This is a genomic window from Streptomyces sp. Ag109_G2-15 (genome assembly GCF_900215565.1).
GTDB lineage: Bacteria > Actinomycetota > Actinomycetes > Streptomycetales > Streptomycetaceae > Streptomyces > Streptomyces diastatochromogenes.
Genome location: NZ_OCNI01000001.1, coordinates 7,155,081 through 7,170,123, shown reverse-complemented (window position 1 = coordinate 7,170,123; position 15,043 = coordinate 7,155,081). Strand labels below are relative to the sequence as shown.

Below are 15,043 nucleotides of genomic sequence, written 5' to 3'. Positions count from 1 at the left end.
TGGACCGGCCTCAGCATCACCGCACCCTAAGGATTGCCAGGCCTGACGGCTGATTTACCTGCGAATCTCCCGGTCAGCAGGGAAAGGAGCCGCCGTCACTCGGCCGCATTGTCACCAGGGCGCCACGCCCATTCCTCGACGCCGGGTGGCTGCGCATATCCGGGCACCCGGATCCAGGCCCGTAGCACCTGCTCCTTCGTCCTGACGTGCACGGCGCGGAACGCGCTGGTCACGTCCCGGGGCGCGTGGCGGAGGCCGCCGTACACCCCATCGGACACGATCACGGCGAGAGGCGAGCCGACGGCGGACCGCAGAGCGGAGCGCAGCGCCGGGGAGTCCACCAGCCGGTTCGCCGTCACCACGGCGTGCCCTTCCCATCCCTGGGGTGACCGCACGGCGTCGCCGTGGTGCAGGGCGATCCGCAGACGCAAGGGCGTGTTCCAGTCGAGATCGTCGAGTTCGGCGCGCAGTCGCGACACCAGGTCCACGCACAGGGTGGTGTCGTCTGCCTGCCCCGGCAGGAAGACGGCCATGCCGTCACCTCTGTCCCAGGTCTGCGCCGGAGGATCCACGTCGCTGAGCACACGTCGGAAGACGTCGTGCATGCGGATTCGCGCGTCGGCCCGGCTGTAGTCCTTGGCGAAGCCCTCGATGTCCGCGAGCAGGACGAGTCCGCCGTCCTGGTCGCCCCTTGCCTGCAGTTCCTCCACCTGGGCCACCACATCGGCGCCCAGGTCGGTGCGCCACGTCAACGGGCGCAGTACGAAACGGGCCGACCGGTCGGCGGCGCTGTGTGTGTGTAGCCACTCCAGTGCGTGCTCCGCAGCCTCGCGCGCCTCCGAGGGGGTCAGATCGCGGCGATACAGCAAGGCGTTGAGCACGAACTGGGCGCTGTGGTCGCGGCCGTGGGACCGCAGCCAGCGCAGGCCGAGGTCGCGGGCCGCACGTGCTTCCTCGGGTGTGAGGTCGACGCGCTGGAGCAGGGGGCGCAGTACGTACTTCGCCGGGTCGGAGTTGCCGGAGTCGCGGATCCAGCCGATGGCGGCGTCGACGAACCGGGTGCGGGGCCCGGGAGGCAGGTCCTCCCTGCGCAGCGCAGCACTGAGCACGAACTCGCCCGCGGAGGTGGGGCCGTGGCGCTCCCACCACCTCAGCGCCGCGTCGACGGCCAGAGCGACCTGCCGCTGTGACAGATCCTCGCGCAGGAGTACGGGACGCAGGACGTACCGCGCCCACTGTGTGTCCCCCAGGGCGGCGAGCCAGTTCAGGGCGTACACCACGGCCCGGTGGGCAGCGGCGACGCCGAGGTCGTTCCGCTCCAGCAGACGCCCGAGCACGAACTGCGCGCCCGGGGTGTCCCCGTGCTCCGCCAGCCAGTCCAGCGCGACCCGTACGGCGTCCGCCGCGTCGTCGGCGGACAGATCGCCCCGCGCGAGAAGCCCGTTGAGCACGAACTGCGCGCTCTCGGTGCGGTCGTCCGTCCGCAGCCAGTCCAGGGCACGGTCGACGGCCGCACTCGCCTCGGTCTGGGTGAGGTTGGTGCGTTGCAGCAGGCTCCGCAGGGCGCGTGCGGTGTTCTCGATCTGCTCGGTGCGGGCCTCCTCCTCCTGGAAGCCGGCGAACTCCGCATCCGCGCGCGCACTGTCCCGGGCCCGGGCCCGTTGGGCGAGCCCACGGAAGCGTTCGGCACGCCGGTCGTCGCCCTGCGCTTCGGCGGTGCGGGCGATGGCCCCCAGGTCAGGGATCGACGCGTGCGCTGCCAGGGCCTCCCAGAGAGCGTCCGGGGGGACGTCGTTGCGGCGGGCCGCGCGTGCGAACCGCTCGATGTATTCCGAGAGCCGGTAACACGACCAGGCGGCCTTGCCCTGCACGGGTTGCACATGCTTCAGCAGGCTCTCGGCGCCGGGCGGGCCCTGGTTGAGGTAATCCAGGGCGGACGACATCCAGTCGTCGTCAAGGAGATCCCGTTGGCCGTTCGAGAGATAGCCGGGAGCGGCCGCCAGCAGAAGGGCCCGCGGAAGCTCCGGTCCGTGCCCGCAGCGGAGTGCGTCGACCGCGGCCTGTACGAGGGCGAAGGGCGCGGGCGGCGCGGCGACGTACCGCTTGATCTGGGCGTTGCCGCTCGCCAGAAACGGAATCAGCGCGTCGCCAGCCCGCCGCACGGCTTCGGCCAGGTTGGGGTCGGTCGCGGCAGCGGCGCGGAGGCGGGCCAGCTCCGCCGGGCTGAGCTGAGCAGAAACGAGGATGCGCGTGCCGTGGTCGATCAGCTCTCGCGCCTGTTGATGTGGATCGGGCGCATCGGCCGGAGGGACAGACCTGAGAGCGTGCCAGGACTCGTGGCGCAGTGTGCCCAGGATGAGCACCGGCCCGCCTGAGGGATCGCGCAGGCGCGCCAGAAGCTCCTCTGCGACACGATCACCGTGGGCGTTGGTCAGGTCAAGGAGATGGCGCTGGGAGTCGTCCAACCAGATCACGGTGCGCGGTCTGATCGCCCCCGGGGTGCTCAGCCCCGCCTCCAGGTCCTCGCTCGACGAGGGCTGCCACACCCGCCAGTCAGACGGCAGGAAAGACAACGCCTCGAAACACGAACGGCTCTTGCCCGACCCACGGGAGCCGACGAGCATGACCAGCCCGCCGGTTCCGTCGGCGGCCTCCCGCATGGCGGCACGCAACTCCGCGTCATAGTCGCGCTCGACGTACGGCGGCCTCAGCGACAGCAGCGCTGTCTCGTCCTCGGAGTCGACCAGGAATGGGAATACGCCCAGTCTGGTGGGGTCCTGCACGTGAGTGACCGGTACGCCGAGGGGTGCCGGTCCGGACGGTGCCGCGAGCGGGCTGGAGGGTTCACGGCGCTCCTCCTGCAACGCGTTGTACAGCAGCAGCGTGAACAGGCTGTACGACAGCTCACCGCCGTCCTCGATGCCTGCCCGTTGTCTCAGGAAGCTTGTCAGCCAGGCGAAACTCCGTTCGTCGGCGGGCACTTCCCGGCCGGCGAACCAGCGAGCCAGCGTGGTCGGGTCGAGCAGTACCCGGGGGGAGGCCTGCGCCGCGTGCCGAGCGACTTCCTCGTACGACGGAGATCCTGCGCGGGAACGCAGGACCCGCAGGGCGTTCGCGAGGTCCGCCCGGCTCTCCCGCGGACCCCTTCCGCGTCGCGTCTGGACGCGGAGCACGACCGACACCCGTCTGCGCTCGGTCGTCGACTCCGTCACCACCACGCAGTCGCTCAGCGGGTGCAGCCCCTCGGGCTTCTCGGACTGATCGAGGACCACGACGAATTCGACCGGGGACCTGGCCGGAATGCCGGCGTCGGGGTCCGCACGCACATCAGCCGTCACGCTGTCCCACGAGAACGCGCCGGACTTCCTGATCTTGACGATCACGGGGCCACCGCTTGCCTCCCAGAACAGGCCCTCCCCGATAGGCTGCTCCAGCGGCGAGCATCGTTTGAGGACGATGCCACGGCTGATGAAATACCGGGCGAGATCATCGCTCACGTCACCGACGCTGACCCTCCCCGCCTCCGCGCACACCTTGTCGAAATACGTGTCCTCCCTCGGCCAGTAGCCCTGCGGCGCGGGAAGTCTGGCCTTCACGTAGCCGATCAAGTTCGCCAACAGGGCCTCGGCGTCCCGGCGGACGAGATCCTCGGTGCCCGGATCGAGGTGCGCCAGCATCCGCAGCCGTACCAGCGAATGGACGGTGGGCGTCGCCTCCCCCGCACCGGTGTCCCCCGCTTCCGCGTCGACGACGGGATCGCCCGATGGCTCGAGCATGCGCCGCATAGCCCGCACCGCCTTCGCGAACGGACGTACCGCCGCAGGCAGTTCTCTGACCACCGCCGGATCATGGAGCACGGCGCCGATGCCCTGTGGCGCGTACGGGTGGGCGGCGACATGGCGGCTGAAGGCACGCTCGATCTGCCATACGTCATGGGTCGTCAGGTAGCCGCGCAGGTACTCCCGGGCAGCGGTGTGGAACACGAGCACCGGATCGCCGTCGGGTGCGCGCCGCACCGTGAACAGCCCGCTGGTGAGCAGCTCGGCGAGATCGGCGTACCGGGCGTCGGGCACCGCCTGGTCACGCAGCACGTGAAGCAGGGGAAGGGGCAGCTCGGCCAGGCTCGAACCGAGGACGGCGAGGCGGACCGCGGGCGTCGGTGCGGTGTGGACGAAGGCCGCTGCGAGGTGCTCGGGGTCGGTCTGGCGTGCGGGGGCCGTGGCTGTGCGCGTGCGGGGTACGCGGCCGGTGGCGGGGATGAGTACGGCGTCGCAGCCCCGCGGGTCGGCTCGCATGAGGGTGCTCGCCCAGGCTCCCAGAGAGTGGGGAGTGGCCGACACCACGGGGAGCGCGGCCCAGGGGCCGAGCGGGTCTGCTCCGTCCGCGTCCGGCTTCAGTCGCGGCGGCAGGTGGTAGCGGAGCCCGCGGTTGTGGTCGCCGGCCTTGCCTCCGGTGACCCGCACGGCGGGGAGGTTCAGAGCGGAGCGGCGCCACAGGCGCGGGGGCAGCGGATCGAGCAGCGCCACGGGGATCTGCCCGCCCCAGTCCCGCAGCAGCAGCCATGGGCCGGCGGTGTGCCAGCCGCGGGCGGCGCAGTCGGAGACCAGCAGGACGAGCCGCCTCCCCTGGGGTCCGCTGCCGTGGTGGGGCACCCGGTCAGCGGGTACCGGACGGTCGTGGTGGTCACGGACCTGTGGCCGGCCCTCCCGCCACTCCAGGCTCCAGGTGTGGACAGCGCGGAACCCTCCGAGGCGGCGCAGCAGCCCGGTGACCGCTCGTGTGGTCTCCTCCCAGACGCTCATGGACAGCGAGGTGTCCACGAGGACGACCGCCTCGAACCAGGGTTCCGGCGCGGGCCGGAACAGCGGCACGAGCGGGCCACCGCGCGCGTAGTGCTCCACGGTGGCGTCGATGTCGAGCCGGCGGCGACCGCCCCTGCGCCACGGCTGCCGGAACGGCTGGACGGCCCGGCCGACGGCCAGGGCCTCCGGCAGCGGGCTGCCGCGGCCGATCGTCAGGGGGACGCCGCGGACCGTGGTGGTCGCCCCCGGACTGCGGACGGAGACCTGCCGGCTCTCCGCGCCGCGCGGGCCGGGCCGTGCGGCCGACGGCCCGTGCCCCGTGGGGCGAGCCGCCGGATCCGCCTCCGATGCGGGGTGCGATTCCTCGGCGGGCGCGGGGTGCGTCGGCGGTGCGTCCGCGCCGACGGAGCCCGATGCGGCCAGCCACAGCGCGTCGGCGAGGGTGCGTGCGTCCACCTCGGGGGGCAGGGCATCGCCGAGCGCCCGCAGGAGGCGGGTCAGAGCGTCAGGCACGGGAGAGTTCACGCACCAGCAGCGCGTGGAGTTCCTCGTACTGCTCGTTCTGCGGTGCCTGATCGCCGGTGAGCAGGGCCACCGCGTTCAGCAACTGGTCGATGGCGAGGTGCTCGCCCGCCGCGATGCGTTCGGCGAAGTTCACGACGAGGTCCTCACCGGTCTGCGGCACGTCGCCGAGGTGGGCCCGGACGATGTCGTGCAGCAGGTCCGCGGTCAGCGGGGGCATGGTGTAGCGGATGCAGCGCCGCAGGAACGCCGGCGGGAAGTCCCGTTCTCCGTTGCTGGTCAGGAGGATGAAGGGGAACTGGGTGCAGTACACCCGCCCGTGTTTGACGAGATGTTCCTCGTGGCTGTCCCACTGGCGGACCATGACGCGGGGCCGCCGGTAGCGCACGAGTTCGGGGATCTCGAACTCCCCGCGTTCCAGAACCTCCAGCAGGTCGCCGGGGAGATCCAGGTCGCTCTTGTCGATCTCGTCGATGAGCAGTGCACGGGGTCGTTCAGCGGGCAGCAACGCGGTGCCCAGGGGCCCGAGTTGCAGGAAGGGGGCGATGTCGTCGCGGCTGCGGGCACGGCCCGCGCGGCCGCCCCCGTGCTGTGTCATCGCCGCGCGCAGGCTCTGCGCGTGGATCCGGCCCAGGGCGTCGTAGCGGTACAGGGCCTCGGCCAGGGAGCTGCGGGAGGTGATGTGCCAGCGGAGCACCTGCCCGAGGCCCAGTTCGTACGCCACCTGCTCGATCACCGTGGACTTGCCCGAACCCGCGGGACCGGTGACGAGGAGCGGGCGGCGCAGGTGCAGGGCCGCGTTGACGGCGTCGACGAGGCCGGGCGGTGGCTGGTACTGCCGGTGCTGCGCCTTACGGGGAAACTCGCGCCATGGAGGCGGGTCGGCCAGCGGGGTCTTCCGCTGCTCGCCGTCGCCACGGTAGTAGGGCTTCCAGGTCACACTTCCTCCTCAAGGCCGGCCACGACGCGATTCTCGAAGGGTCGGCAGAACTCCAGCCACGCCTCGTCGTGCCATACCGCACGCACCTCGCCGAGGCAGGTCACGCATCCGGCGTGCTCCCGGGCCCACCGATGCCGGTAGGCAGGGGCGAAGCCGTTCGGGAGGCTGTGCCAGTGCTGGTCCACCAGCGCGCGCAGGGTGCCGTCGCCCGCTCGTGCCTCCGGGCGCGGCCACAGGATGATCGGCGCGTAGGGCAGCAGTTCTTCGAGGACGTCCTGCAGTGTCTCGGGATGGTGGTCGATCCCGACCGCGGTGTCGTACCGCCCGGTCATGAGGCTCTGTTCGAGTCCCTGCCGGTCGCCGAGGACGGTCGCGTCGATCCACTCCACGGGGACGGCGCCGCAGGCCGTCATCCGGCGCAGGGCCCTGCGGGCGGCGTCGTTCATCTCCGCGTTCTCCTCGGCCGGATCCATCCGGCCGCTCCAGCGGACGACGACGGTGCTGTTGACGCCCAGGAGGTGGCGGCCGACCTTCGCCTCCTCGGGATGCCATCGGGCCAGGAGGTGGACGGGTGCGGCCACGTCCACGTGGACCAGTTGCTCCGGATCCGGGAGCCGGCCGCGTGCCCAGGCCAGGGCTCTGCCCATCGCCCGGCCCACCCCCGGGCGGTCGGCCGGCTCGCAGCGGAAGCGCTCGTGCACCGGGAGTCTTTCGCCGCTGCCGACGAGCCAGGCATCGACTTCTTCCGGCCAGTCGGTCAGGGCGCCGGCGAGGCTGAGGACGAGGCGCAGTTCTCCCTGCCTGCGGAGCTGGGCGAACTCGGTGAGAGCGTCGTTGAACGCGGTGACCACACCGTGTTCCTGTGCCCACGGCCGTAACCGCGGGATCACGTCGTCCGCTTCGGACAGGTGGGCCAGGGCCGCCAGGAGCCGTGCCGGTGCCTGCCACGGGGGTGTGTGGAGCTTTCTTGCCCGCAGGGCCGCGTACTCGACCAGGTCGCGCAGCAGTTCCGTCCCTTCGGCCTCGTGCGGCAGGCCGGACAGCTGACGCGCTTCCCGCAGCAGGTCGCTGGTGAGGACCTCGGCCAGCACCTTGTTGAGGAGGGTGACCGTCCGCGCGCACTCGAGGAGCGTGCCCACCATCTCGATCACCCGCGCCTGCCACCGGGAATCGGTCGGGCCCTCGATCCTGCCCCGCTGTGCGAACCGGTGCAGGTCGTCGAGTTCGCCGAGCGTCAACCGTTCGGGCAGGCGCACGTTCGCACGCCACAGGGTCACGGCCTCTTCGAGGTCCTGTCGTCCCACCAGCCCCACCACGCCGCCTCCGCCGGGGTTTGCGGAGCGCACATTGCGGGCCAGCCACAGGCCGTCCAGGGCGAAGGGGTCGTTGTCGTACTCGAATCTCCCGACGACCTGTCCGACGATACGGCCGCGCAGTTCCTCGGTGAGTCTCGTGTCGGCGAACACCATGGCTCCGGCCCCGTTCAGCCCCTCGCGCAACACGTCGATCAGGGCGAAGGTGAGGCGCATGCCGCGGGCCGCCTGGTCGGACGCGGACGCGGTGAGCACGGACAGCCTGGTCCGGCCGGCCCGCACCCCGCCGGCGATGCCGCCGGCGTCCGGTGCCGCGCCCGCCGCATGGCAGGTGTCGATGAGGGCGATCACGCCTTCGACGCCCGGCTCGTCCGCGGCGACGGCGAGCAACTGCCGTACGTTCACGGCCGACATGGTGCTCTGGGTCGTGGACTGGGCGACCATGTAGTGGAGGTCGGTCTGCTGGGGCGGGGTGAAACCGTGGCCGAGCAGCGCCACGACCAGCACGGCGCTGTCCGCCTTGGCCCGCCGGACCGCCTCGTACACGGCCTTGCGCACGTCGTCGGGTTCCAGTGTGTCGCTCACCAGGAGCGACCCGTGGTCGCCCGGGCGGGCGGTGCACCCGCCGAGGGCGGGGTCCGTGAGCACCGTGTGCAGGCCCTCGGCCGCCTCCTCCAGGCGCGCCAGGTTTCCCATGTCCGTGCACTGCGCGCCCACCACCAGTACGTGGCGCCGGGGCTCGCCGGTCACTTCCGCAGCGCCTCGACAAGCGGACCGGCGACGGCCGGCTGCCGCAGGTACTTCGTGGCCGTGTGGACCCACAGGCCGTCGGAGTCCACGCGGTCGGTGACCGGGAGGACGCCCGAGGCGTTGGGCAGCATCCAGTTCTGGATGCGGGGCCGTCCGACCACGACGTCGTCGCGGTCCCAGAAGTTCAGCCACCGCTCGACGCGGTGCGGGGTGCGGGGCGGCTGCGGGACCAGGCGCTGGAGCACCGCCGCCGCGGTGGCCAGCGGGGAACCCAGGGTCAGCAGCAGCTTGACCTGGCCCGGGTAGTCGCGCAGCGCCTCGAACGCGACCACGGTGCCGAGGGAATGGCTCACCACGACCAGCGGCCGCTCCGGGTCCGTGCCCCGCAGGACCCGCTCTCGGATCCGGGCGTCCAGGGTCCGTCCGGCGCCGTCGGCCTCGCGCCGGTCCAGGTAGCGCCCGACCTGGGACAGGTGCGACAGCAGCGGCAGGCCGCTCGCCCACTGCGCGCCCTGGCGCAGTCCCGGCAGTTGCAGCACGGTCGTCAGCACCCGGCCCAGGACGCGGAACAACGCTCCGACGCCCTGTGCCTGGTCGTCGAAGCGCGGGAGTTGCGCCCTGGCGTCCTCGATCACGGCGGACGCCCGCCTGTCCCCCTGTTCCGCCGCCTGCCGGCCCAGTTCGTCGAGCAGCGTCTCGACGAACTCCTCCAGGAACTCGGCCTGTTCCTCGTCGAGTTCCCAGGCTTCCGCGGCTTGCGGGCCCTGGGCCTCGGCGTCGGTGAACAGGTCGCTGTAGTTCGCGAAGCGTGCCTCCGCCAGCCAGCCCTGCGTCAGTCCGGACACGGCATCGGAATGCCCTGCCCTGCGTGCTCCTTGGGCCAGGGCTTCGAGCCAGTCACGGCGCTCGTCCTCGCTGCCCCGGAGTTTCCCGATTCCGTGGACGAACACCAGCTGAGGAGTGTCCGAACCGCTCACTCACGCCCCCGAAGTACTGCCCGTGCGGCCCCGCGCCGCTGCACCGACCGCATGTCGCGTCGAGCACCGCCACCTGCGTTGCGATGCTCACGGTGAACCTTAGTCACATCACTCGGCGCGGGGCGGGAAACGGAGAATGTCGCTGGTGCGGTCAGGCTTCCGCCGGCTGACCGTCCGGCACGGGCGCGGGGGCGTACTCCTCGCTGATCTCCCGCTCCCCGAACGGCCACACCTTCTCCAGCCGCGCCCAGACGAAGAAGGCCACGCAGCCGAGGGCGAGCCAGGCCAGGGACCACTCGATGGGGTGGCGGCCGGGGGAGTTCTTGTCGGCGTACCCGTAGATCACGCACCAGCCGGCGAAGGCGACGATGCTGGGCAGCGGGTAGAGCCACATCCGGTACGGGCGGCGCAGGGTCGGCTGCCGCTTGCGCAGGACGGAGAGCGCGACGATCTGGGCCAGCGCCTGGACGATCACCATCACCGTGGTGAGCAGCTGGATCAGCGTCGCGAGGTCGGTGTGCCGGCCGATCAGGAAGCCGACCGCGGTGATCACGCCCATGGTCGCCAGGCCCAGCATCGGGAAGCGGTGCTTCGGGTGCAGCTTCTCGTACGGCCGGAAGAAGACCCGGTCGCGGGCGGCGTCGTAGGGGACGCGGGAGCCGCCGAGCAGGCCGGTGAAGACCGAGGCGAAGGCCGTGATCAGGATGAGGACGGTCACCGTGTCGGCGGCGCCCCTGCCCCAGGTCTTCTCCAGGACCGCCGAGGCGACGGAGGTCGAGGCGATGTCCTTCGGGTCGGTCATGCGCTGCCAGTCGATGACGCCGAGCGTGCCGATCTGCAGGAGCAGGTAGATCGCCATGATGCCGAGGATCGAGAAGAGGATGGAGCGCGGCAGGGTACGGCCGGGGTCCTTGATCTCGGCGCCCATGTAGGCGGTGGTGTTGTAGCCGAGGTAGTCGTAGATGCCGATGGTCAGGCCCGCGGCGAAGCCGAGCCAGAAGTGGTTCGAGGTGAGGTCGAAGGCGTGTGCCGGGTAGGTGAAGGCCCGGTGCGGGCTGAAGCCCGTGGCCGCGGCGACGATCACCAGGAGGACCGAGGCGATCATCACGGTCCACATCACGGCGGTGATGCGGGCGATGTGTTCGATGCCGCGCCAGAGCAGGAGGACGACCAGCGCGATGATGCCGAGGCCGATCAGGTCGCCGGAGGTCCGGCCCAGGTCGGGGGCGAGATAGCCCAGATACTGGACGAAGCCGACCACGCCCGTGGACATGATCAGCGGGATGAAGAGCATCGCCGTCCACACGAACAGGAACGGCATCAGCCGGCCGGTGCGGTACTGGAAGGCCTGACGGAGGTAGACGTAACTGCCGCCGGAGCCGGGCATGGCGGCGCCCAGTTCGGCCCACACCAGCCCGTCGCAGAGCGCCAGCACGGCGCCCGCGACGAATCCGGTGACCGCCTGGGGGCCGCCGAACGCGGCGACCATCAGCGGGATCGTCACGAACGGGCCGATGCCGCACATCTGGCTCATGTTGATGGCCGTGGCCTGGAACAGGCCGACACGGCGGACGAAGCCACCCGAGGGTGGCGGGCTACCGGACATGGGGGCTCCTGACGCGAGGCAGGGAGGGGGTCTGCCGGTGGAGGCTGGATGGCCGATAAAGTTAAGGAGCCTTACTAGGTACGTCAAGCATGCGTCAGGAATGCGTGAGAATGGTGCGATGCCCGCCAGCGACGCCGTAGAGCAGCACGAACAGCCCTGGAGCCGTCGGCGGCTGCGCAGCGCCAACGAGCGGCTGCTGCTCGACCGGCTGCGCCTTCTCGGCGCCGCCTCGCGCGCCCAGCTGGCCCGGGAGACCGGCCTGTCCAAGCCGACGGTCTCCAGCGCGCTCGCCTCGCTGGAGGCGGCCGGACTCGTGCACGAGGTCGGCACCCACGCCCCCGAGCGCGGGCGTGTCGCCGTCCTGTACGCCCCCGACCCGGCCGCCGGTCACGCGCTCGGCGTCGACATAGGCCGCAGTTGGCTGCGCGTCGCGCTGGCCGACCTGGACGGGACGGTGGTCGCCCGGTCGGATGTGCGCAACCCCGCCCGCGGTGCGGACGCCCTCGCCGACCTGGTCGTGGGCACCGCCCGCCAGGTCGTCGCCAACTCCGGGGTGGACCCGGCGGAGGTGGTGCACGGGGTGGTGGGCACGCCCGGGGTCTACGACGAGAAGCAGCGGCGGGTGCGGTACGCGATGCATCTGCCGGGGTGGGGCCGTGCGGGGCTGCTGGACCGGCTGCGCGGGGAGCTGGGCGTACCGCTGGAGGTGCACAACGACGCCAACCTGGCCGCCCTCGGCGAGTACACGTACGGGGTCGGCGCGGGCAGCCGGCTGTTCGCGTACATCCTGATCGGCACCGGTCTCGGCATGGGCGTCGTCAGCGAGGGACGGCTGTTCACGGGGGCGCACGGGCTGGCCGGGGAGATCGGGTTCCTGCCCTGGACCGGCCGGCAGAAGCCGGAGCGGCTGGAGGACGCGGTGTCGGGGTGGCCGTCGTGGAGGCCGCGCGGCACTTCGGGATGCGCGGGCAGCTCACGGCGAAGGCCGTGTTCGACGCGGCCCGGCAGGGCAACTCGGCCGCGGTGCGGGCGGTGGAGCTGGAGGGCGAGCGGATCGCGCACACCGTGGCGGCCGCGGCCGCGGTGCTCGACCCGGACCTCGTGGTGCTCGGCGGCGGGGTGGGCCACAGCGTGGACCTGTTGCTGCGCCCGGTCCGGGAGCATCTGCGCACGCTCACTCCGCTGCGGCCGAAGCTCGCACCCAGCCGACTGGGTGAGGACGCGGTCCTGTTGGGCGCGGTGGCGACGGCGCTGGGCACGGCACGGGAGATGGTGTTCGAGCACAGGACGGCCGCACTCTGACGCATCCGCCGCCGAGGCCACGGTGATTGACACCGCTCACCCCGCGCCCTAGCTTGTGGCAGGTTAGTAAAGTTTCCTAACTTTACGACCTGGAGACCGCCGTGTTCCCTCGCCCCGCCCGCAGACGCCGCCTCGTCACGGCTGCCGTGGCCCTGGGTCTGCTCAGCTCACTGTCCACCAGTGCCTGGGCCGGGTCCCGGGATCCGGCCCCGGCGCACCGGCAGCACGCCCGGGTCACCCAGGTCCCCTCCGCCGCCGGAAGCAGCACCCCGCTGTCCGGCTACGCGATCCAGTCGACAGCCGAGGTCAGCGACTCCGCGCCGGCCGTCTCCTCCCCGGCCTATCCGGCGACCGGCTGGTACCCGGCGGGCCCCCGCTCCACCGTCCTCGCGGCGCTGCTCGCCGACGGCCGCTACGCGGACCCGTTCCACTCCACCAACCTGGAGAAGATCCCCAGGGCCGACTTCCAGGTCCCCTGGTGGTACCGGGCCGACTTCACGGTCGCCGACACCACCGAGCGCACCCACCTCGACTTCAGCGGCGTGATCTCGGCGGCCGACGTCTATGTGAACGGGCATCAGGTGGCCGGGGCCGCCGACGTCGTCGGTGCCTACACCCACCACGAGCTGGACATCACCTCGCTGGTGAAGTCCGGCACGAACACGGTCGCCTTCCGCATCCGGCCCAACGACCCGACCAAGAACCTCACCATGAGCTGGCTCGACTGGCTCCAGCCGCCACCCGACCGGAACATGGGCATCGTCCGTGACGTCCTGGTCCGCCGGGGCGGCCCGGTCGCGCTGCGCGACGCACACGTGGTGACCAAGCTGACCGTGCCGTCGCTGGCCACCGCCGACCTGACCGTCAAGGCGCAGGCCCGCAACGACTCCGGGACGGCGGTCACGGCCGAGATCAGCGGCAGCGTCGGCGGGACGAGCTTCACCAGGTCCGTGCCGCTCGCCGCGCACGAGACGAAGACCGTCACCTTCACCCCCGCCGACGCCCCCGGGCTGCACCTCACCTCCCCGAAGGTGTGGTGGCCGGCCGGCATGGGCGGTCAGCCGCTGTACGACCTGGACCTCACCGCCACCGTGTCCGGCACGGCCTCGGACACCGCCCACGAGCGCTTCGGCATCCGCGATGTGCAGGCGCCCCTGAACTCCGACGGCGCCCGCCAGTACCGGATCAACGGCCGCAGGCTGCTCATCAAGGGCGGCGGCTGGTCCCCGGACGAGTTCCTGCGCTGGGACCCCGCCTACGTCGAGGACCGGCTGCGGTACGCCCTGGACCTCGGGCTGAACACCCTCCGGCTGGAAGGCCACATCGAGCCGGACGAGTTCTTCGACCTCGCCGACCGCTACGGCGTGCTCACACTGCCGGGCTGGGAGTGCTGCTCCAAGTGGGAGGGCCAGGTCAACGGCAAGGAGACCGGCGACAAGTGGACCGACGCCGACTATCCCGTCGCCAAGGCGTCCATGGCCGCCGAGGCCGCCCGGCTGCGCGACCACCCGAGCGTGATCTCCTTCCTGATCGGCAGCGACTTCGCACCCGACGCGACGATCGAGAAGAACTACCTGGACGCTCTCGAGGCCGCCGACTGGCCCACCCCGGTCGTCCCCGCCGCCTCCGACAACTCCTCGCCCCAGCTGGGCAGTTCGGGCCTGAAGATGACGGGACCCTACGACTGGATCCCGCCCGGCTACTGGTACGCCAAGCGCGAGGGCGGGGCCACGGGCTTCAACTCCGAGACCAGCGCGGGCCCCGACATCCCCACGCTCGACACCCTGCGCCGGATGATGACGCCCGCCGAACTCGACACGCTCTGGAAGAACCCGGACGCCAGGCAGTACCACCGCTCACCCTCGCCCACGTTCGGCACGCTCAAGATCTACGACGCCGCCCTCACCGGCCGCTACGGGCCCCCGACGGGCCTCACCGACTACGTGCGCAAGGCGCAGCTGGCCCAGTACGAGAACGTGCGCGCCCAGTACGAGGCCTACGCGCGCAACGCGACGGACGCGAGCAAGCCCGCCACCGGGGTGATCTACTGGATGTTCAACAGCGGCTGGACCTCGCTGCACTGGCAGCTGACGGATCGTTACCTGGACCAGGGCGGCGCCTACTTCGGCGCCAAGAAGGCGAACGAGCCGCTGCACGTCCAGTACTCCTACGACGACCGCTCGGTCGTCGTCGTGAACAACCGGAACGCCTCGGCCGGCGGACTCACCGCGCGGGCCACGCTGTTCAACCCCGACGGCACGCAGAAGTACGACAAGGCCGTGACCGGGCTGACGGTGAACGGCGGTGGCGCGCACGGCACCGCGCTCACCCTGCCCTCGTCGGTGAGCGGGCTGTCGTCCACGTACCTGCTCCGGCTGACCCTGACCGACGCGGACGGCAAGGAGGTGAGCCGGAACGTGTACTGGCTCTCCACCAAGGCCGACACGCTCGACTGGGCGAAGACCGACTGGTACTACACGCCGACGACCGGCTATGCCGACCTGAAGGGGCTCGCCTCGATGGCGCAGGTGCCGGTGTCGGCCACGGCGTCGACGGTGTCGTCCGGCGGTACGTCGACCACGACGGTGACCCTGCGCCACACGGGCAGCGGCAGGACGCCGTCGCTGTTCACGGACGTCCACCTGGTCGACGCCCAGGGGAAGCCGGTGCTGCCGGTGCGGTGGTCGGACAACGAGGTCGGCCTGTGGCCGGGCGAGTCGGTGACGCTGACCGCCACCTACCGGACCGCCGATCTGCACGGTTCGGCGCCGGGGGTGCGGGTCTCCGGCTGGAACACGCCGGAGCGGACGGTACCGGCCGCCTGATGTGAC

6 protein-coding genes and 1 pseudogene are annotated in these 15,043 nt (G+C 71.5%); 2 read left to right on the top strand and 5 right to left on the bottom strand.

What is annotated here, in order from left to right:
* Positions 1-95 precede the first annotated feature (95 nt).
* The 5 genes from CRP49_RS32220 to CRP49_RS32200 form a co-directional block, all read right to left on the bottom strand.
* Positions 96-5,315, bottom strand: coding sequence for an SAV_2336 N-terminal domain-related protein (locus CRP49_RS32220; RefSeq protein WP_097256511.1), 5,220 nt, complete (start codon positions 5,313-5,315; stop codon positions 96-98).
* Entirely contained in the window at positions 5,308-6,264 is a 957-nt protein-coding gene (locus tag CRP49_RS32215) for a MoxR family ATPase (RefSeq protein ID WP_097256510.1), read from the bottom strand. Before CRP49_RS32215 ends, CRP49_RS32220 begins: the two co-directional genes overlap by 8 nt.
* Complete coding sequence (locus CRP49_RS32210; RefSeq protein ID WP_257033559.1) at positions 6,261-8,327, bottom strand: hypothetical protein; 2,067 nt, start codon at positions 8,325-8,327, stop codon at positions 6,261-6,263. Before CRP49_RS32210 ends, CRP49_RS32215 begins: the two co-directional genes overlap by 4 nt.
* Positions 8,324-9,172 (bottom strand): hypothetical protein, encoded by an 849-nt coding sequence (locus tag CRP49_RS32205; protein WP_306459757.1) that lies wholly within the window; start codon positions 9,170-9,172, stop codon positions 8,324-8,326. Before CRP49_RS32205 ends, CRP49_RS32210 begins: the two co-directional genes overlap by 4 nt.
* A gap of 283 nt (positions 9,173-9,455) precedes the next feature.
* The gene (locus CRP49_RS32200; protein ID WP_097256508.1) at positions 9,456-10,910 is read right to left on the bottom strand and encodes an APC family permease; all 1,455 of its coding nucleotides are present in this window, start codon (positions 10,908-10,910) and stop codon (positions 9,456-9,458) included.
* A 118-nt stretch (positions 10,911-11,028) separates the two neighbouring features.
* Here CRP49_RS32200 and CRP49_RS32195 point away from each other — a divergent pair.
* Both CRP49_RS32195 and CRP49_RS32190 read left to right on the top strand, forming a co-directional pair.
* A pseudogene (locus CRP49_RS32195) lies at positions 11,029-12,212 on the top strand (ROK family protein).
* 101 nt (positions 12,213-12,313) lie between these two features.
* Positions 12,314-15,037, top strand: a complete 2,724-nt coding sequence (locus CRP49_RS32190) for an exo-beta-D-glucosaminidase (protein ID WP_097256507.1) — start codon at positions 12,314-12,316, stop codon at positions 15,035-15,037.
* Positions 15,038-15,043: the final 6 nt, after the last annotated feature.